The organism is Burkholderia diffusa (genome assembly GCF_902499115.1).
Lineage (GTDB): Bacteria > Pseudomonadota > Gammaproteobacteria > Burkholderiales > Burkholderiaceae > Burkholderia > Burkholderia diffusa.
The window spans coordinates 19,244-37,688 of the sequence record NZ_CABVPN010000040.1; the positions used below are offsets into that span (position 1 = coordinate 19,244).

General features: G+C 67.8%; 19 protein-coding genes and 1 tRNA gene. 9 read left to right on the forward strand and 11 right to left on the reverse strand.

Annotation, left to right across the window (positions count from 1 at the left end; all coding sequences use genetic code 11):
* The first annotated feature begins 70 nt into the window (after positions 1 to 70).
* Together ispD and ispF are read left to right on the forward strand one after the other, a co-directional pair.
* Positions 71 to 781 carry a 2-C-methyl-D-erythritol 4-phosphate cytidylyltransferase gene (ispD, locus tag BTE28158_RS30115; RefSeq protein WP_059599969.1) on the forward strand — a complete coding sequence of 237 codons (711 nt, stop codon included), beginning with the start codon at positions 71 to 73 and terminating at the stop codon, positions 779 to 781.
* 28 nt (positions 782 to 809) lie between these two features.
* Positions 810 to 1,295, forward strand: a complete 486-nt coding sequence (gene ispF, locus BTE28158_RS30120; protein WP_057925367.1) for a 2-C-methyl-D-erythritol 2,4-cyclodiphosphate synthase — start codon at positions 810 to 812, stop codon at positions 1,293 to 1,295.
* A 143-nt stretch (positions 1,296 to 1,438) separates the two neighbouring features.
* On the opposite strand, the gene BTE28158_RS30125 is transcribed toward ispF, so the two are convergent.
* From BTE28158_RS30125 to ompR, 4 genes are all read right to left on the reverse strand, one after another.
* Positions 1,439 to 1,966 (reverse strand): carboxymuconolactone decarboxylase family protein, encoded by a 528-nt coding sequence (locus tag BTE28158_RS30125; RefSeq protein ID WP_044843722.1) that lies wholly within the window; start codon positions 1,964 to 1,966, stop codon positions 1,439 to 1,441.
* A gap of 76 nt (positions 1,967 to 2,042) precedes the next feature.
* Positions 2,043 to 2,591, reverse strand: a complete 549-nt coding sequence (locus tag BTE28158_RS30130; RefSeq protein WP_059599970.1) for a peroxiredoxin — start codon at positions 2,589 to 2,591, stop codon at positions 2,043 to 2,045.
* A gap of 189 nt (positions 2,592 to 2,780) precedes the next feature.
* Positions 2,781 to 4,142 (reverse strand): ATP-binding protein, encoded by a 1,362-nt coding sequence (locus tag BTE28158_RS30135; RefSeq protein ID WP_124622512.1) that lies wholly within the window; start codon positions 4,140 to 4,142, stop codon positions 2,781 to 2,783.
* Positions 4,143 to 4,182: 40 nt separating this feature from the next.
* Positions 4,183 to 4,917, reverse strand: a complete 735-nt coding sequence (gene ompR / locus BTE28158_RS30140) for an osmolarity response regulator transcription factor OmpR (protein WP_004192636.1) — start codon at positions 4,915 to 4,917, stop codon at positions 4,183 to 4,185.
* A gap of 258 nt (positions 4,918 to 5,175) precedes the next feature.
* Between ompR and BTE28158_RS30145 the strand changes: the two genes are divergently transcribed.
* The 3 genes from BTE28158_RS30145 (at position 5,176) to BTE28158_RS30155 (ending at position 8,350) form a co-directional block, all read left to right on the forward strand.
* Complete coding sequence (locus BTE28158_RS30145) at positions 5,176 to 5,454, forward strand: hypothetical protein (RefSeq protein WP_059599972.1); 279 nt, start codon at positions 5,176 to 5,178, stop codon at positions 5,452 to 5,454.
* Between the two features lie 120 nt (positions 5,455 to 5,574).
* The gene (locus tag BTE28158_RS30150) at positions 5,575 to 7,059 is read left to right on the forward strand and encodes a DUF1800 domain-containing protein (RefSeq protein WP_151048940.1); all 1,485 of its coding nucleotides are present in this window, start codon (positions 5,575 to 5,577) and stop codon (positions 7,057 to 7,059) included.
* Positions 7,060 to 7,126: 67 nt separating this feature from the next.
* Complete coding sequence (locus tag BTE28158_RS30155) at positions 7,127 to 8,350, forward strand: DUF1501 domain-containing protein (protein WP_124622521.1); 1,224 nt, start codon at positions 7,127 to 7,129, stop codon at positions 8,348 to 8,350.
* A 24-nt stretch (positions 8,351 to 8,374) separates the two neighbouring features.
* Here the strand turns inward: BTE28158_RS30155 and hpnD are convergent, their stop codons facing one another.
* Entirely contained in the window at positions 8,375 to 9,208 is an 834-nt protein-coding gene (gene hpnD, locus BTE28158_RS30160) for a presqualene diphosphate synthase HpnD (protein WP_151048941.1), read from the reverse strand.
* Positions 9,209 to 9,453: 245 nt separating this feature from the next.
* Here hpnD and BTE28158_RS30165 point away from each other — a divergent pair.
* A tRNA-Leu gene (locus tag BTE28158_RS30165) sits at positions 9,454 to 9,540 on the forward strand.
* Positions 9,541 to 9,629: 89 nt separating this feature from the next.
* Complete coding sequence (locus tag BTE28158_RS30170; RefSeq protein WP_239007452.1) at positions 9,630 to 10,016, forward strand: hypothetical protein; 387 nt, start codon at positions 9,630 to 9,632, stop codon at positions 10,014 to 10,016.
* A gap of 114 nt (positions 10,017 to 10,130) precedes the next feature.
* Here BTE28158_RS30170 and BTE28158_RS30175 read toward each other — a convergent pair whose 3' ends face one another.
* The 4 genes from BTE28158_RS30175 to BTE28158_RS30190 all read right to left on the reverse strand — a co-directional run bounded on the left by BTE28158_RS30175 (position 10,131) and on the right by BTE28158_RS30190 (position 13,865).
* Positions 10,131 to 10,361 (reverse strand): hypothetical protein, encoded by a 231-nt coding sequence (locus BTE28158_RS30175; protein ID WP_124622527.1) that lies wholly within the window; start codon positions 10,359 to 10,361, stop codon positions 10,131 to 10,133.
* Positions 10,362 to 10,458: 97 nt separating this feature from the next.
* The gene (locus tag BTE28158_RS30180; protein ID WP_151048942.1) at positions 10,459 to 11,568 is read right to left on the reverse strand and encodes a class II histone deacetylase; all 1,110 of its coding nucleotides are present in this window, start codon (positions 11,566 to 11,568) and stop codon (positions 10,459 to 10,461) included.
* A gap of 16 nt (positions 11,569 to 11,584) precedes the next feature.
* Positions 11,585 to 12,802: an MFS transporter gene (locus tag BTE28158_RS30185; protein WP_151048943.1), complete on the reverse strand. Its 1,218-nt coding sequence runs from the start codon at positions 12,800 to 12,802 to the stop codon at positions 11,585 to 11,587.
* A 22-nt stretch (positions 12,803 to 12,824) separates the two neighbouring features.
* A complete protein-coding gene (locus BTE28158_RS30190; RefSeq protein ID WP_239007455.1) occupies positions 12,825 to 13,865 on the reverse strand; it encodes a porin in 1,041 nt (346 codons plus the stop codon).
* Between the two features lie 305 nt (positions 13,866 to 14,170).
* On the opposite strand from BTE28158_RS30190, the gene BTE28158_RS30195 reads away from it, so the two are divergent.
* A complete protein-coding gene (locus tag BTE28158_RS30195; protein ID WP_151048945.1) occupies positions 14,171 to 15,316 on the forward strand; it encodes a helix-turn-helix transcriptional regulator in 1,146 nt (381 codons plus the stop codon).
* A gap of 101 nt (positions 15,317 to 15,417) precedes the next feature.
* Positions 15,418 to 16,416, forward strand: a complete 999-nt coding sequence (locus tag BTE28158_RS30200) for a 2-dehydropantoate 2-reductase (protein WP_151048946.1) — start codon at positions 15,418 to 15,420, stop codon at positions 16,414 to 16,416.
* A gap of 256 nt (positions 16,417 to 16,672) precedes the next feature.
* Here BTE28158_RS30200 and BTE28158_RS30205 read toward each other — a convergent pair whose 3' ends face one another.
* Together BTE28158_RS30205 and BTE28158_RS30210 are read right to left on the reverse strand one after the other, a co-directional pair.
* Positions 16,673 to 17,122, reverse strand: coding sequence for a MarR family winged helix-turn-helix transcriptional regulator (locus tag BTE28158_RS30205; protein ID WP_124622539.1), 450 nt, complete (start codon positions 17,120 to 17,122; stop codon positions 16,673 to 16,675).
* A 62-nt stretch (positions 17,123 to 17,184) separates the two neighbouring features.
* Positions 17,185 to 18,330, reverse strand: coding sequence for a glycerate kinase (locus tag BTE28158_RS30210; protein WP_174920253.1), 1,146 nt, complete (start codon positions 18,328 to 18,330; stop codon positions 17,185 to 17,187).
* Positions 18,331 to 18,445 lie beyond the last annotated feature (115 nt).

Here is an 18,445-nt window from a genome sequence, read left to right on the forward strand (position 1 = left end):
GCGCCGGTCGAGACGAAAGACCTATTATAAAATCCGCTTCTCGATTTCATCTTTCCGGCGTTTCCCCTTCGTGACTCCCCGACTTTTCGCCCTGATTCCTTGCGCCGGCACGGGCAGCCGTTCCGGTTCGGCCGTGCCGAAGCAATACCGCACGCTGGCCGGCCGCGCGCTCCTGCATTACACGCTTGCCGCGTTCGACGCGTGCAGCGAATTCGCGCAGACGCTCGTCGTCCTCGCGCCCGACGACACGCACTTCGACGCGCGCCGCTTCGCGGGCCTGCGTTTCGCGGTGCGCCGCTGCGGCGGCGGCTCGCGGCAGGCGTCGGTGCTCAACGGGCTGCTCGAGTTGGCCGAATTCGGCGCGAGCGACCAGGACTGGGTGCTGGTGCACGACGCTGCGCGCCCGGGCATCACGCCGGAGCTGATCCGCACGCTCGTCGCGACGCTGAAGGACGACCCGGTCGGCGGCATCGTCGCGCTGCCGGTGGCCGATACGCTCAAGCGCGTGCCGGCTGGCGGCGACGCGATCGCGCGCACCGAATCGCGCGACGCGCTGTGGCAGGCGCAGACGCCGCAGATGTTCCGCATCGGCATGCTGCGCGACGCGATCCTGCGCGCGCAGCGCGAAGGGCACGACCTGACCGACGAGGCCAGCGCGATCGAATGGGCCGGCCATACGCCACGCGTCGTGCAGGGCAGCCTGCGCAACTTCAAGGTCACGTACCCGGAAGATTTCGCGCTTGCGGAAGCGATCCTCGCGCGCCCCGCGAACGCTTCCTGACTTTCACCTCATCTCAACCGGAATACGCATGGATTTCAGAATCGGACAAGGCTACGACGTGCACCAGCTCGTCCCTGGGCGCCCCCTCATCATCGGCGGCGTGACGATTCCTTACGAGCGCGGCCTGCTCGGTCATTCGGACGCGGACGTGCTGCTGCACGCGATCACCGACGCGCTGTTCGGTGCGGCGGCGCTGGGCGACATCGGCCGCCATTTCTCGGACACCGACGCGGCGTTCAAGGGCGCGGACAGCCGCGTGTTGTTGCGCGAGTGCGTCGCCCGCGTGAAGGCGGCCGGCTTCACGATCCAGAATGTCGACAGCACGGTGATCGCGCAGGCGCCCAAGCTCGCGCCGCACATCGACGGGATGCGCGCGAACATCGCGGCCGATCTCGGGCTGCCGCTCGAGCGCGTGAACGTGAAGGCGAAGACCAACGAGAAGCTCGGCTATCTCGGCCGTGGCGAGGGCATCGAGGCGCAGGCCGCTGCACTCCTGGTGAAGCAGGGCGCGTGAGCGCCTGAAGCCGGTCCGAAGCGGCGCGCCGGTTGCGCCGCCGGAATGAAAAATGCCACGCGCTTGCGTGGCATTTTTCATTTGCGGCGCGGTGCGGCGCGCATGACCGCTGCAGTGCACCGCGTTGCCGCTTGCGCGACGGCTTATTCGCCTTCGGCGGCGATCACCTGCGCGGCGGCGTTGATCACCGACGCGATGCGGCCGACGTCGCGCAGCTGCGTCGTCGTCATCCCTTGCTCGTTCTTCAGCAGCGCATAGTGCGACTTCACGCAGAAGTGGCACTTGCCGACGATCGATGCGGCGAGCGCGTACATCTCGAACCTGCGCTTGTCGACGCCGCCGTGCGACGCGTACGCGCCCATCCGCAGCTCGGCACGCTGCGTCTTCAGGTCGGCGTCGTCGGCCATCTCGACATACGGATACCAGGTGTTGTTCATCCCCATCAGCGCGGCCGCCGTCAGCACGGCGTTCGTCTCTTCGGGCGACAGCACGCCGGCTTCGCGGATCGTCTTCACGAGCACGGTGCTCTTCGCCGCGACCGCCGCCGCCAGCGCGACGCCGACTGCATCGGTGCCTTCGAGCGACGAGCGCGAGATCGTGCCGTCGAGGTTCAGGCGAATGTCCTTCGCGTAGTCGGGGATGCGCGCCTTAATCGAGTCGATGAATTCCATTGATATCTCCTATGGGTTGGCCGTTAAAAAAGCCCGCAGGCAGGACGTGCTCCGCGGGCTTCGTGCATCGATGCGCTTACAGCGTTGCGCCGCCGACTGCACGGTTGCACGGGCACAGTTCGTCCGTTTGCAGGCCGTCCAGAATGCGCAGGACTTCTTCCGGGCTACGGCCGACGTTCAGGTTGTTCACCGAAACGTGCTGGATCGTGTTGTCCGGATCGACGATGAACGTTGCGCGCAGGGCCACGCCGGCTTCCTTGTCGCGCACGCCGAGCTGGTCGATCAGCTCGCCCTTGACGTCGCCGAACGAGTAGTGGTTCAGCTTGTTCAGGTCCTTGTGCTCACGGCGCCATGCGAGCTTCACGAACTCGTTGTCCGAGCTGCCGCCGAGCAGGACGGCGTCGCGCTCTTCGAACTGCTTCGTCAGCTTCGCGAACTCGACGATTTCCGTCGGGCACACGAACGTGAAATCCTTCGGATAGAAGTAGATGATCTTCCACTTGCCCGGGAACGACGCTTCGGTGATGGTCTCGAATGCCGACTGGCCGTTTTCCTCGTGATTGTTGAAGCCCGGCTTCGCGGCTACGACGGTGAATGCTTCGAGTTTATCGCCCACGGTTTTCATGCGGATACTCCTGTATGAGTTGGGAAGAAGACTGAGTCAAGCTACCTCGGTGCTGCAACGTTGGTGTGACAGCATGAGCAGGACTATAACACTATTAACAAAGCGCTTCAATAGATTTTGACTAACAATCCCCATAGTTTTTTTCAACCGCGCCGATAGTGTGACGCGCAAGAAGCGTGCGCGAACGCGTCACGCCGTCGCACGCGTCTTGCCGGCGCCGGGGAATTCGAGGGTGACTTCGAGGCCCGCTTCGGGGCTGCGGTTGCGCAGGCGCAGCGCGCCGCGATAGCGGCCGACGAGGCGCAGCACGATCGCCATGCCGAGCCCCGTGCCGTCCGCCTTGGTGCGCGCCGTGTCGACGCGGTAGAACGGCCGCATCACGAGCGGCAGCTGGTCTTCGGGGATGCCGGGGCCCTCGTCGCTCACCGACAATTCGACGCGCGCGTGCGTCACGCGCGTCTCGAGCGTGATGCGCGACACGCCGTCGTCGCGGCTCTGGCCGTATTTGCGCGCGTTCTCGACGAGGTTGCCGATGACGCGGCGCATGTCGGTCTCGTCGGCTTCGATCACGGCGGTCGCCGCGAGCCGTGTGCGGATCTCGACGCCGTCTTCGCCCGACACGCGCGCCGCGACTTCCTGCACGATCGACGACAGGTCGACGGGCTCGGGCTTGCGCTGCGACGGGCGCGCGTAATCGATGAAGGCCGCGATGATACGGTCCATCTGCTCGATGTCGTCGACCATCGCGTCCTTGGTCGCCTGGTCGGACGGGCTCATCTCGGTCTCGAGGCGCAGCCGCGCGAGCGGCGTGCGCAGGTCATGCGAGATGCCCGCGAGCATCAGCGCGCGGTCGGCCTCGAGCTGTTCGAGATCGCGCACCATCTGGTTGAAGCTGCGGTTGGTCTCGGCCGCGACGCCCATCCCGCGCTCGGGCAGCGGATCGGGCGCCTGGCCGGAACCGACCTGGCGCGCGGCGAGCGCCAGCCGCGAGAACGGCCGGTTGACGAGGCTCGTGATGAACGCGGAGCCGAACAGCGACAGCGCGAGCGCGAACAGGCCCCAGCCGGCCCACTGCAGGCCCGTGACGCTGTCGAGCTGATCGCGGTCGAGCGCGACCCAGTAGTCGTCGTCGTCGATCTTGAAACTGATCCACACGCCCGGGATGTCGTTGACCGACTGCGCGATCACGGTATCGTCGCCGAGACGGCTGCGGATGTCGTGTTCGATCAGGCGGTTCAGCGATTCGTCGGGCTGCAGCTTGAACTTGTCGGTCTTTTCGCGCGGATACACGCGCACGCCCTCGTTGCTCTCGAGATCCTGCAGCAGCGCGCGCCGCAAATCGGGATCGGAATAGAGCAGGGCGGTGCGCGTGAGCTTCACGATCGCGACGAGCTGGAGCGCGACGCGCTGCGCGCGCGGCTCCCGCTCGATGACGCGAAAGCTCTGGAACCACGCGGCGAGACTGACCGAGATCAGCAGCGCGATCAGCAGGAAGGTGCGCCAGAACAGCCCGCCGAACGCGAGCTGCAGGAGGCGCCGGTCGATACGCATGGGACGGGCCGTGGACGGGCGAAACCGGAAAGGAAAAAGATCAGGCGGCGCCGTCCGGAATGAACACGTAGCCGAGGCCCCAGACGGTCTGGATGAAGCGCGGGCTGCCCGGATCCGGTTCGATCAGCTTGCGCAGGCGCGAGATCTGCACGTCGAGGCTTCGGTCGAACACTTCGTATTCACGGCCGCGCGCAAGCTCCATCAGCTTTTCGCGCGACAGCGGCTGGCGCGGATGGCGCGCGAACACTTTCAGCACCGAGAATTCGCCGGTCGTCAGCGGAATTTCCTGGCCCGACTTCGTCAGCGTGCGCGTGGCTAGGTTCAGCGAGAACTCGCCGAACTCGAACACCTCGGTGGTTTCCGACGGCGCGCCCGGCAGTTCGGCCGGCGCCTGGCGGCGCAGCACCGCGTGAATGCGCGCGACGAGCTCGCGCGGATTGAACGGCTTCGGCAGGTAGTCGTCGGCGCCCATCTCGAGGCCGACGATGCGGTCGACGTCCTCGCCCTTCGCGGTGAGCATGATGATCGGCGTGCGGTCGTTGCTGCCGCGCAGGCGGCGGCAGATCGACAGGCCGTCCTCGCCCGGCAGCATCAGGTCGAGCACGAGCAGGTCGAAGCGCTCGCGCACCCAGAGCTTGTTCATCGCGGTCGCGTTTTCCGCGACGTACACGTTGAAACCCTGCTCGCCGAGATAGCGGCGCAGCAGATCGCGCAGGCGCGGGTCGTCGTCGACGACGAGAATCTTGGAGGGGTTTTTCGTTTCCATGAGCGGCATCTTATCGCGAATGGGAAATCACGCACGGTTGCGTATTTTCGCGCGTTACAGTCCGTTACAAAATTTACCCGTAGTGTCGCGCGGAGTAAAGGCAGGCTATAGAGATTCCTTTACTCGAAGCCGAAATTCGGTAGATACTCCCCTGCACTCCATCTTTCATCTTTGTACGCCCGAATTCCGCAGGGTTTTTCAAGTACCAGAGGTAACCGGTTGCCGCGTGACGAAGGGAACAAATCGACCAGAGAAGCGAGGACGGTCATGCGATCTGCCCGGATTGCACTGATGCTGACGATCGCACTTGCCGGTCCATATGCGTCGAACTTCGCGTATGCGCAGCGCCCCGAGCAGGGCGCCTCGTCGCGCAAGCTGCAGCGCGGCAAAGCGCCGCAGCCCGACCGTGCCGCCGACACGGCGGTCCGCTCCGCCGTGCCTCCCGATCTCGAACAGCGCCGCCGCGACGGGCACATGACGCCCGAGGAGCGCCACCTGTTGCGCCAGCACATCGAGGACGCCGTTCGCGAGCTGTACAAGCGCTGACACGCACGCGATCCTGCACGGCACGGAAAGATTCCGTAGCAATTTTCCCGTCAACTTTCAGATGCCTGCTGCCGTTGTACCGGCATCCGCACCGCCGGTGCGTTCCGGGAGTCCACGACGATGAAAGCGAACGCTGCCGCCCCGGCATCGCCCGCGATGCAGGCGCCGCTCGACGCCGACGATGCGCTGTTCTTCCTGAGCCGCACCGGCTTTTCTCCCGCACCGGCCGAGGTCGCCCGCATCGTCGGGATGACGCGCGCGCAAGTCGTGGCCGATACGCTCGGCAACGTGCGCCGCGACCCCGTGACGACCTGGCCCGACTGGCTCGCCGAGCTGCCGCCGACCCGCGCACAGCGACAGGCGCTGACCCCCGACATGCGGCGCGACGAGCAGCGCGAACGCAATCGCCGCTACGATGCGTTGCGCGCGGCGTGGGTCAACGAGATGGTCGTGACGCCGACGCCGCTCACCGAGCGCATGACGCTGTTCTGGCACGGGCATTTCACATCCGGGCAGGACAAGGTCCCGTATCCGCAGACGATGGCCGCGCAAAATGCGCTGTTTCGCCGCGAGGCGCTCGGCAACTTCGGCACGCTCCTGCATGCGGTCGCGAAGGATCCGGCGATGCTTCAGTATCTCGACGGGGCGAGTAACCGCAAGGGCCGTCCGAACGAGAATTTCGCGCGCGAAGTGATGGAGCTGTTCACGCTCGGCGAAGGGCATTACACGCAGCACGACGTGACCGAGGCCGCGCGCGCGATGACCGGCTGGAGCGTCGACCCCGATACGCTGCGCTTCGTGGTGCGGCCCGAATGGCACGACGCCGGCGACAAGACGATACTCGGCGAGACCGGTGCGTTCGACGGCGACGGCTTTCTCGACATCCTGTTGAAGCGGCCCGACACCGCTCGCTTCATCGCCGGCAAGCTGTGGCGCGAGTTCGTGTCCGATGCGCCCGATGCCGGCGCGCTCGATGTCGTCGCCGAACGGTTTCGCGCGAGCGGCTACGACATACGCGCGGCGCTCGCAGCGCTCTGGTCGACCGACGAATTCTGGGATCCGCGCAATCGCGGCGTGCTCGTGAAGTCGCCGGCCGAGTTCGTCGTCGGATCGATGCGGTTGTTCGACGTCGCGTATGGCGATCCGCAAATGCTCGCGAACACCGTGCGCACGCTCGGGCAGAACCTGTTCTATCCGCCGAACGTGAAGGGCTGGCCGGGTGGTGCGATGTGGATCAACAGCACGACGCTGCTCGCGCGCAAGCAGTTCGTCGAGCAGTTGTTCCGCGCAACCGAGACCGTCGGCATGCGGGCGCCCGCGCGTGCGATGGCGGCACCGTCGCCGAATGCGCGTGCGCAAACGATACCGGTTGCCGACATGCGCGACGCGCCAGCGAAACCTGCGCGCGGCGGCCTGCGATTCGACCTCGAACGCTGGCTTGCGCAGTATCGTGCGCGGCCGCAGGCGATTGCCGGATTGTCGACCGAGCTTCAACTGCAGCACGCGGTGCTGCCGCTGTCGCCGGTCGCGGCAATCGATACGGACTCGACCGGCAGCGCGTATCTCGAGGCGCTGCTGATGGATCCGGCCTATCAACTGAAATGACCGAAACGACGATGAACCGGCGCGCTGCCGCGATGGCCGCGCCGCGCGGCGAACCGAAGGATGCACGATGAACCGACGTGATTTTCTGACGCTGACGGGCGCCGCGGCCGCGGCGGGCGTGTCACTGTGGCAGTCGCCCGCGCAGGCGGCGACATCGATGGCCGCGGCGGGGCGGCAGCCGGCGGCCGGCTACGCGAACGTGCTGATCCTCGTCGAGCTGAAGGGCGGCAACGACGGCCTCAACACGGTGGTGCCGTATGCCGATCCGCTCTATTACCAGTTCCGCCGCAGCATCGGCATCGCGCGCGACCACGTGCTGCAGCTCGATGCGCATACGGGGCTGCACCCGTCGCTCGCGCCGTTGATGCCGCTGTGGCGCGACGGGCAGGTCGCTGTCGTGCAGGGCGTCGGCTACCCGCAGCCGAACCTGTCGCATTTCCGCTCGATCGAGATCTGGGATACCGCGTCGCGCTCGGACCAGTACCTGCACGAAGGCTGGCTCACGCGCACGTTCGCGCAGGCGCCGGTGCCGCCCGGCTTCGCTGCCGACGGCGTCGTGCTCGGCAGCGCGGAGATGGGGCCGCTCGCGAACGGCGCGCGCGCGATCGCGCTCGTCAATCCTGCGCAGTTCGTCCGCGCGGCGAGGTTGGCCGAACCGTCGTCGCTGCGCGAGCGGAACCCGGCGCTCGCGCACATCATCGACGTCGAGAACGATATCGTGAAGGCGGCCGACCGGCTGCGCCCGCGCGGCGGGATGCGCGAGTTCAAGACGGCTTTTCCGGCCGGCACGTTCGGTACGTCGGTGAAGACCGCGATGCAGGTGCTCGCCGCATGCGAGGCGTCGGGGCCCGGCGCGCAGGATGGCGTCGCGGTGCTGCGGCTCACGCTCAACGGTTTCGATACGCACCAGAACCAGCCGGGGCAGCAGGCAGCGCTGCTCAAGCAGTTCGCGGAAGGGATGAGTGCGATGCGCGGCGCGTTGATCGAACTCGGGCGCTGGAACCAGACGCTCGTGATGACGTATGCGGAATTCGGACGGCGCGTGCGCGAGAACCAGAGCAACGGTACCGATCACGGTACCGCCGCGCCGCATTTCGTGATGGGCGGCCGCGTGGCCGGCGGGCTGTACGGCGCGGCGCCGGCACTCGGGCATCTCGACGGCAACGGCAACCTGCCGGTCGCGGTCGATTTCCGCCAGTTGTATGCGACCGTGCTCGGGCCGTGGTGGGGGCTCGATGCAACGCACGTACTGCAGCAACGCTTCGATACGCTGCCGCTGCTGAAGGTGTGACGCTTGGGAGGGTGACGGCGCGGATCAGCGGCGGCGCGCGGCGCGCCACGCGATCCACAGCTTGCGGATCGGTGTCAGCGCGATGCGCTGGTGCAGCACCTGGTAGCCGTCGCGCTCGATTTCGTCGAGCAGTGCACCGGCCAGTGCAATCTGCGCGCGCAGCGTGCGTTGCGCGCGGCGTTCGGATGCGGGGAGCGCTGCGTCGGCGGCGGCCAGCGCTTCGCGCGCGCGGCCCGTCTGAAACTGCAGCAGCTCGGTGAAGGCCGGACTGTAGCGGCGGTTCAGCAGGTCGGCAGCGGTCACGTTGTAGCGCTGCAGTTCGTCGATTGGCAGATAGATGCGGCCGTGGCGCGCATCGTTGCCGAGTTCCTGCACGAATTGCGCGAGCATCAGCGCGCGGCCGGCATCCGCGGCCCACGGTTGCGGGGCGGCCGGATTCGCGGCGCTTGCGCGGGCGACCAGCGACGCGAAGGTGCCGCCGACCTGCGCGATGTAGCGCTCCAGGTTCGCGAAATCCAGATAGCGCGCCTGTTCGAGATCCATCCCGTAACCGTTGACGAGCGTGCGCAGCGCATCGGATTCGGCCCCGATCGCCGGGTGGTGTTGCGCGAGCGCCTTCGTGACCGGATGCGACGGTTCGCCGGCGGCGAGCGCCGCGAGTTCCTTGTGCCACCATGCGAGCTTCGTGTGTCCGACGGTCGGATCGCTGGTTTCCTTGACGGTTTCCTCGAGTTCGCGGCGCAGCGCGAACAGGGCCGTCAGGCGCGGTTCGGCGGCGAGCGGCGCCTGGCGCAGCGCGTAGTAGACGCTGGAGCCCGCGGGGGCGGCCTTTTGCTGACAGTAGTCGTCGAAGTTCACGGGTGGGATCGTGGCGGAGGCGGATTCGGGGACGCGCGCCGGCGCATGGCCGGCACTCGAGCGCGGCATTCTAGCACCGCTCTTCGACGGGCGCCGGTAGGGCGAGACAATGCTGCACAGATCGGGTAGAATCTCGCGCTCGCCTGATCGGGCGTGCCGGTTTTCGTGCCGACACGAAGCCCCGGCAAGTCCCGGGCGCGTGGAGAACGCATCTTGCGTGCCATGCGCTGAGGCGGCGGATATTCGCGTGAGTGGCGAAATTGGTAGACGCACCAGGTTTAGGTCCTGACGCCCGCAAGGGTGTGCCGGTTCGAGTCCGGCCTCACGCACCACGAAGTCGAACGTGCCCCGCTAAGGGCCGTTCCGAGAAAGCGCTGCCGGTCGGCTGACCGGCAGCGCTTTTTTGTTGGTGCGGCGCCGCATGGAGCGCACACGCTTTCGCAGGCACGGAAAACCGGCTGCGCATATTATGCGCAACGCCATTCATTCACGTGGGTTGTCCAACCGGGGACCGTCGATGCTCAACGCAGCACGCATGCTGATTTCCGTTCTTCCCCTGACGCTGGCAATACCGGCGTTTGCTGCCACGCCTGCCGACAACGTCGCATGGAGCGCACGGCCCGTGCAGGCGATCGCGCCGTCCCCGGAGTGCATGGCCTACTCGGGGCGGCCCATCTCGAGCGGTGAGCCGACGACGACGGAAGCCGTCCTGAAATCGGTCGGCACGGTGCTGGTGGGTTCCGCGCTGAGCGCCATCCACGGCTATCAGGGGCCGATCGCGAATCCGTGCGCGCACGCGGGCCTGTGAACGGTTCCAGGCCGAACGGAGAGGCTTGCTGCCCGTCGCAGATACCCGCCTGCACCTGATGAAAGAAAGCGCCGCGCGTCCACCGACCGCGGCGCTTTGTCGTTTCGAGCGTGCCTAGTCCCAGAAACTCCGCACCGCGACCGCCACGATCACCGGCACCGAGAACACCAGCGGAATCGCGAAATACTGCGCTTCGCGATCGACGATCCAGCTATAGATCAACCACGCCGCGCCGATCGCGAACGTGATGAGGCCGACCAGCACGGCGGCGATATTCAGTGCGAGCTTCGACGGCTGGCGGCGCGGTTTGTCGTTGGTGTCGGGATCGCGCGAAGACGAATTCATCTGAAGATGGGGCCGGACCTGGCAGGTGTAAAGACACAGGAAACCCTATCCGTACCGATCGCGCAAGGGCCGGCCCCGCATCGTTGGTGAGCGCGCGTTACAAGCCGAACGACACGGCAAGTTCGTCGAGCAGTTCGCGCTGGAACATGACGAACCGCTCGCCCGGCTGCTGCGCGATCGCGAGATCGAGCATCGGATCGGCGACATCGGTGCGGATGCCGGCCAGCTCCTCGATGATCGCGAGTCCGCAGAACGGCACGTACGCCTCCGAATAGCCGCCCTCGTGGACGATCACGAGCCGTCCGCCGCAGTGGCGCTGCGCCGCCTCCTTCACCGAGCGCGTCATGTACCGGTAACTTTCTGTATGCAGTTGCATGCGCGCGAGCGGATCGACCGCGTTCGCGTCGAGGCCGCTCGCGACGACGATCAGATCCGGCCGGAACCGCTCCAGCGCTGGCAGCACGATCCGCTCGAACGCATGGCGATACGCGTCGTCGCCGCTACCCGCGAGCAACGGCACGTTCAGGTTCGCGCCGAAGCCCGCGCCTGCGCCGCGCTCGTCGCCGCCGCTGTAGCCGGGCGGAAAGCAGCGGTCCTGATGCAGCGAGATCGTCAGCGTGTCCGGATCGTCGTAGTAGATCGACTGCGTGCCGTTGCCGTGATGCACGTCCCAGTCGATCACCGCGACGCGGTCGATGCCATGCTTCGCGCGTGCGGCCTCGATCGCGATCGGGATGTTCGCGAGCAGGCAGAAGCCCATCGGGCGGTCGCGCAGGCAGTGATGGCCGGGCGGCCGCGACAGCGAGAACGCGTTGGCCGCACGCTCGGCGACGACGGTGTCGACCGCCGCGATCGCGAGACCCGCCGACAGTGCGGCGATCTCGTAGCTACCCTTGCCGAACGGCGCGAGATCGCCGAGGTCGCCGCCGTTCGCATCGCTGAGCGCGCGGAACGCGTCGAGATAGCTTGCCGGATGGATGCGCAACAGATCGCCGGTGGTGGCCGGCGCGGCACCGCGCATGTCGAGGTGGTCGGCCAGGCCCGAAGCCTGCACGAGCGACAGGAGGCGGCGCTTCGAATCGGGCGATTCCGCGTAGCCGGCGCTCGACGGCGGCTGGACCCAGCCGCCGACCGGGAAGAACAGCGCGTGCGTGCCGCCGGTGTGCCAGAAGGTGCGTTCGTCGGTGAAGAAGGCAGTGCGATTCATGGATGGTTTTGACCTGTCACGGTTGGGAGGAAACGGAAGTCACGGAAATCCGCGCGCGCCGATCGATATGGCGCAGCGCGGCAAACGACGCGATCGCGACGGCCGTCGCGGCCGCGAACAGCACGTGCATCGTGCCGCCCGCGTCGAGCAACAGGCCGGCGAGGAGCGGGCCGGCCGCGAGGCCCGCGCCGATCACGAAATTGAGCGTCGCGACGAGCCGCCCGGACGTATCGATCTGCGCGACAGTCGCGAGAATGAACGGCAGTACGAATGTCCACGCAAACTTGAACGCGAAGATCGCGGCGCTGTAGCCGCCCGCGTGCGGCAGCGCGGCGAGTGCGATGAGCGACGCCGCGAGCAGCGCGTAACCGGCGGCGAGCATCGTGCGCCGCGCAAGCCGGCCGCCCGCGCACGATGCGAGCGCCGCGCCGGCAATCCCCATCACGCTCGCGATCGCGAGCACGTTGCCGATCGACCGCGGGTCGAGTCCGGCCTCCGCCGCCGCGCGGCTCGCGAACGTCCACACGCTGCCGATCGCGAGATAGAAGCTCAGTACCGCACCGATCGCGAGCACGACGAAGCGCCGTGACGCATCCGTCGACGCGCCGCGCGCGGCCCGGCCCGACGCGGTCCGCGCACCGAGCGTCGCCGGAAAGCCGCGCGACAGCGGTGCGGCAAGCAGCGCGAGCGCGGCCAGCGCGACGTACAGCGCGCGCAGCCCGAACGCGGCGAACACGTGCGGCAGCACGAACAGGCCGATCGCGCCGGCGATCAACTGGCCGACGACCCACAGCCCGTACACGCGATCGCTGTTCTCGCTCGTGGCCGCGCTGGTCATGCAGAGCACCATCAGCGAGCCGCCGCCGAGCGCGGTGACGGCTCGCAGCGCGAGCAGCGCGACGAAGCCGGGCATCCACAACGCGGTCAGGAGATTGCCCGCGCCGAACAGCGCGATCGCGCACGCAGCGACGCGGCGCGCATCGACGCGGCCGAGCCACAGGTACGACGGCAGGGTCGCGAGGCTGAACGTGCCGAGTTCGACGAAGAAGTAGGTGCCGATCTGCGACGCGGACAGCCCGAGCTGCGTCGCGAGCTGACCGGCGACGGCCGGCGCGACGAGCAGCAGCAGCGGCGTGATGGCCGCGAACACGACGAGTGCGACGAGCGTCGAGCGCGCGAAAGGGGACGCGCGGCCGTCGGACGGCAGCGCGGCATCGGAGCAAAGGGTTTTCATGGCGGGATCTCGCTGGACGGAATCAGAACAGGTGATACATGCCGACCATCGCGCCGAACTGCGATGCGCCGGCGAGCGGTGTCGGGTCGTATTCGTAGACGGTCTGCGAACTCTGGCCGCTGTTGCGCGCATAACCGAGGTTCACGTAGGCGACGGTGCGTTTCGACAGCGCGTAGGTGGTGCTCGCGATGAACAGCGTCGGGTGGCCGATCGCCGGCGTGTGCGAATCGGTGTGATAGACGCCCGCGTTCAGCCCGATTCCACCCGACGTCAGATAACGGGCGCCGCCCCAGACGATCGTGCGCGCCGCATCGAGGTCGCCAGTCAGGCGTTCGATGCCCGCGTAGAGCGTGAGCGGCAGCGTCGCGAACGCGTAACGCGCGGCGAGCGTGCCGAGTTCGCGGCGGCGCGCGGAGGCGTCGTCCGCGGCCGACGCGTCGCCGTGCGCCTGATGCAGCACCGCGCTGATCGACAGCCCGTTGCTGGCGTACTGACCGCCGAGCTCGAGCACGCGTCCTGCGCGCGTATTGCCCGCGACGCCGGCGGTGGCGACGAGGGCTTCGACATCGAAGCCGGCGAACGTCGGAGACTGGTACTTCATCGAGCGGTCGATGAAGTTCGCGGTCATCGGCACGAGCACGCCCTGGCCGCTGTACGACGCGTACCACAGCGGGTCGTAGAACAGCGTCTTGTCGAACAGCACGCTGAACTGCCGGCCGAGCGTCACGGTGCCGACGGGCCCCGCGATGCCGACGTACGCGCCGCGGAAGAACGCGTAGCCCGGCACGGTCGAGGTGCCGTCGTTGATGTTGAGGCCCTGTTCGAACTTGAACAGGGCGCGCCAGCCGCCGCCGAGATCCTCGGTGCCCTTCAGCCCGACCTGCGACGGCAGGATGCCGTAGTTCTGCAACTGCACGGCCGCGTGCCGTCCGTCGGCATGCGTCAGGTACTGCACGCCGGCGTCGAGCGCGCCATACAGCGTGAGGGTCGATTGCGCGTGCGCGGCAAGGCTGCACGCGGCGAGCGCCGCGGCGGTCGCCGTGCGGATGAAGCGGGATGTCATCACGTGGGGTTCTCCATACCTTCCTGCATCGTTTGTTGTTGGCGTTGTCGCGACGCAGTGTCGGCAGCGGGAAAACCGCTGAACAGTCGTGCAGATGAACGGTGTGGAAAACCCGCGGTGCACGGGGTGGACGTGCCGCGACACCGCGACGCGGCGTGCTGCGCAGCAGCAACGGGCGGCGCACCGTTCAAATGGATGGGGTTGCGGCATGTTCCGGCGACGGAGCCCGTCAAAAATGCCGGTCGCTATAATCGGCCGGTCTGCGTTGCGTGCATCAGCGGCCCGATCGGGCAGGGGAGCGGAAGGTGAGGATCACCACGGATATCGGACAGGATCGCGATGCGCTGCGCGACGTGCCGGCCGCGATCGTGCTCGACGAATCCGCATGGCCGCCGCTGCCGTCCCGCCGCGCCGATTTCGACGGCGTGACGCGCGGCGACGCGGCGCGACGCGAACTCGGCCTGATGCTGCTCGACCTGTATGCGGTCGCCGCGCAGTCGAGCATCGGCGAATTCGAGTGCCGCTTCTTTTCGCTGCTGCAGGGGCTCATCCCGTTCGACGCCGCGTGGACCGGCGTCGCGACGCACACGCCGACCGGCCCCGTGATGCACAACAGTTTCCTGTACCGTCTTCCGCACGCGTTCTTCAGCGACTGGAAACGCGTGCGCGATTGCGATCCGCTCGCGCAACGCACGCTGCTCGGCGCGCACGGTCGCGCGGTGCGTCTGTCGGTCGTCGAGCCCGGGTTCGACGCGCGGTTTCGCGACTGGTGCGTGAAGTACGGGCTGGCGCAACTGATGTGCGTGTGTACGCTCGATCGCCGCTTCGGGCTGACGACGTTCATGTCGATCTATCGCCAGGGCCTGAATCGTCCGTTCAGCGACGACGAAGCGAGTCGCTTCGAGGAAGTGATTCCGCATCTGGCGGCCGCGCTGACGATCAATCGCGCGGCGCAGCTCACGCGCGAGCGTGCCGATGCGGTGGCGCCGGCGGCGCGCGCGCTGTGCGACAACTTCGGCGTGCTGCATCACGCTGATCACGGCTTCGACGACGTGCTGCGGACTGAATGGCCGGCGTGGACGGGCCCGCGCGTGCCGGAGCCGCTGGTCGCGCATGTGCGCCGCCAATCGGGCCAGCCGTACATCGGCGACGCGCTGCGCATCCAGTGCGTGCCCATCGCGGGACTGTTCCAGATCGAGGCGCGGCCGCGCTCGCTGCTCGACAGGCTGAGCCCGCGCGAGCTCGCGGCGATTCGCTATTACGGCGCCGGCCGTTCGCACAAGGAGGTCGCGCAGCAGATGGCGATTTCGCCGACGACGGTGCGTCACTATCTGCGCTGCGCGTACCGCAAGCTCGGCATGCACGACAAGAGCCAGATCGCCGGCGTGCTCGGCGCGACGGGCGGCACGACCGACGATGAGCCTGTGGAGGCGGTCATCGCACCGCGCTGAACCGCTCATGCGAACAGGGCCGCGCGGATGCTTGCGTAAATAGTTGTATCCGCAACCATTGGGCGCTATGCTCGTCCGCTCCGGGTAGACGGATTTTCATCATGAACGACACGAATTCAGGGTCGGTGCGCGCTGCGGTGGTCGGGGTCGGCGCGATCGGCGGGTTGCTCGCGGCAGCACTGTCGCGGGCCGGCATGACGGTGAGCGCATTCGCGCGCGGCGCGACGCTCGATGCACTGAACACGCACGGCGTGCGCGTGATCGACGAGGCGGGGACCGAGTCGTCGGTCCCGGTGTGCGCGAGCGACGACGCGTCCGCGCTCGGCGTGCAGGACTACGTGGTGATCGCGCTGAAAGCGCAGGCGTTGCCGGCGCTGGCCGCGCGCGTTGCGCCGCTGGTCGGGCCCGGCACGGTGATTGTCGCCGCGATGAACGGGTTGCCGTGGTGGTTCACGCACGGGTTAGCGGGCCCGCTCGACGGCGTGCCGCTCGATGCGGTCGACCCGGCCGGGGCGGTCTCGGCAGCGCTGCCGCCCTCGCAGGCGATCGGCTGCGTCGTGCATCTGTCGTCCAGCACCGACGCGCCGGGTATCGTGCGCCGCGGCCGTGGCAACCGTCTGATCGTCGGCTCGCCCGATCCGCGGCTCGATGCGGCGACCGCGCGATTCGCGGCGGCGCTCGCCGCGGGCGGTTTCGACGTCGAGTCGACCCCGGCGATCCGCACCGAGATCTGGGCAAAACTGTGGGGCAACATGAACATGAACCCGTTGAGCGCGCTGACGGGTTCGACCGCCTCGCAACTGCTCGACGATCCGTTCACGCAGGAACTCGCGTTGCGGATGATGGAGGAGGCGGCCGCGATCGGCGCGAAGCTTGGTCTCGATACGAGAATGAGCGGGCCGGAGCGGATTGCCGTCACGCGCAAGCTCGGCGCGTTCAAGACGTCGATGCTGCAGGATTTCGAGGCCGGGCGAGCACTGGAGATCGGACCGATCCTCGGCGTGTTTCCGGAACTGGGACGCAAGCTCGACGTGCCAACGCCGTATTGCGACGCGGTGCTGGGATTGCTGCGTCAGCGTGCGGCGAACAGTGGGCTATAGCGGAGGGGGATCGCGGCGCCTGCCCGGTACGCGGAGAAGGCTGCGAGGCGCCGGGTAGGCGTCCGGTAGCCGCGGCAGGGGAAGCCGGGCACGCCGCCCGTGCGCCTGCGCGACTGGAAGGCCCGCAGGATTCATCTGAAATAACGCGGCGGGCGCTGGGGTCCGCTTGAGGCGCGTGCGGGGCCGCTTAGGCGATCCCGGTGCATGTCGCACCTTCGCCACGCGAGTGCGGTACCGATTGCCCCCGTATTGCGACTCAGTCGTCGCGTTCGACCGCGTTCGCGACGACCTTGTCGAGCAGTCGCTCGAACGTCTGGCGCTCGCTATCGGACAGGCACGCGAGCAAGCCGTCATTCCACTTGCGCACGATCGGCATGATCTTGCGATGCAGCGCACGGCCGTCGGCGGTCAGCGCGATCAGCACGATCCGGCCGTCTTCCTTGCTCGCGCTGCGCTGGAGCAGCCCCTGGCGCAGCAGCGCTTCCGCCGCGCGGCTCGCCTGGCTTTTGTCGAGATTGGTATGGCGGGCGAGATCCATGATCGAAAACGGACCAAAGGCGCCGACGGCGGCGATCACCCGCGCCTCGGGAAGCGAGATGTCCAGCTTGTGCCGGTAGACCTCGGCGATCCCGCGGTCGGATCGCTTCGTGAGCGCATGGAGGCGATAGGTCAGAAACTGATCGAGCCCGGCTTGGCGGCCTTTCATGTCGAATCCTGAAGAAAAAGGGCGGGCCCGATTGTTCCTGTATCGCGCGCTCGGGTCAACGGTCAGTGTGCGCCGTACTTCAGCCGTGTCAACTGTTCGGCTTCGTTCGCGAGCAGGTTCGCCGCGTCGCGGATCGCGACGTCGAGCGTGATCGGGCCGGGCGCGGGCGAGAAGCAGCCGGAAAAGTGCTCGGACAGGCGCGGCAGCGCGGCCGGGTCGACCGCGCCCGACAGGAGCGACGCGGGCACGCCCGCGGCCCGCGCATGACGGCAGGCGATGAACGGTGCCTTGCCGTGCAGCGTCTGCACGTCGGAGCGGCCTTCGCCGGTAATCAGCCAGTCGGCGCCGGCGAGCGCGGCATCGAGCCCAATTTGCCGTGCGACCACTTCCGCGCCGGCTTCGAACCGTGCGCCCAGCATGTGCAGCGCGAATCCGAGGCCGCCCGCCGCGCCGGCGCCTGGCAGGTCGCGGGCGCGCCGGTCGAGCGCGGTCTCGAGCAGGTCGGCGAAATGGCCGAGCGCGGTGTCGAGGGTCGCAACCTGCTCGGACGTCACGCCCTTTTGCGGACCGAACACCGCGGTCGCGCCGTGCGCGCCCGTCAGCGGGTTGTCGACGTCGGACATGCCGATGAACTCTGCTTCCTTCAGGCGTGGGTCGAGCCCCGACGCGTCGATCCGCGCGATATCGGCGAGCCGCGCCGGGACCGGTTCGACCGGCTGGCCCGCCGCATCGAAGCATTGCAGGCCGAGGCCCGCGAGCAATCCCGCGCCCGCGTCGTTGGTGCTGCTGCCGCCGAGCGCGACGAAGAAGCGGCGCACGCCCTCGTCGAGCAGCATGCGGATCGCTTCGCCCATGCCGCGCGTGCTGCGCGCGTCAACGGGCACGCTCATGCCGACCGCGTCGGTGATCCCGACGACCTCGGCCGTCTCGACGATCGCGGTGTGCGCGTCGATCACGCCGACGGCCGCGTCGCGTGCCGCGAGCGACGCGCCGTCCACCCGCAGCGCGCGCCGCGTGCCGCCGCCCGCCAGCATCGCGTCGAGCGTGCCTTCGCCGCCGTCGGCCATCGGGCAGCAGCGCACGATCGCGTCGGGACGGGCACGGCGGATGCCGGTGGCGATCGCGTCCGCGACCTGCTCGGCGGAAAGCGAGCCTTTGAACGAATCGGGCGCGATGACGACGACAGGCGCGGACGGGTGTTGCGGCATGGTGTCTCCGGAAGGCATGTTTGATGTGAAGAATGGCGGCCGCGACCGCGGCGCATGCTCAATCGGAGCTTACAGGATGGCGGCCCGGCGGTGGATACGCCGTTCGGCATAGCGG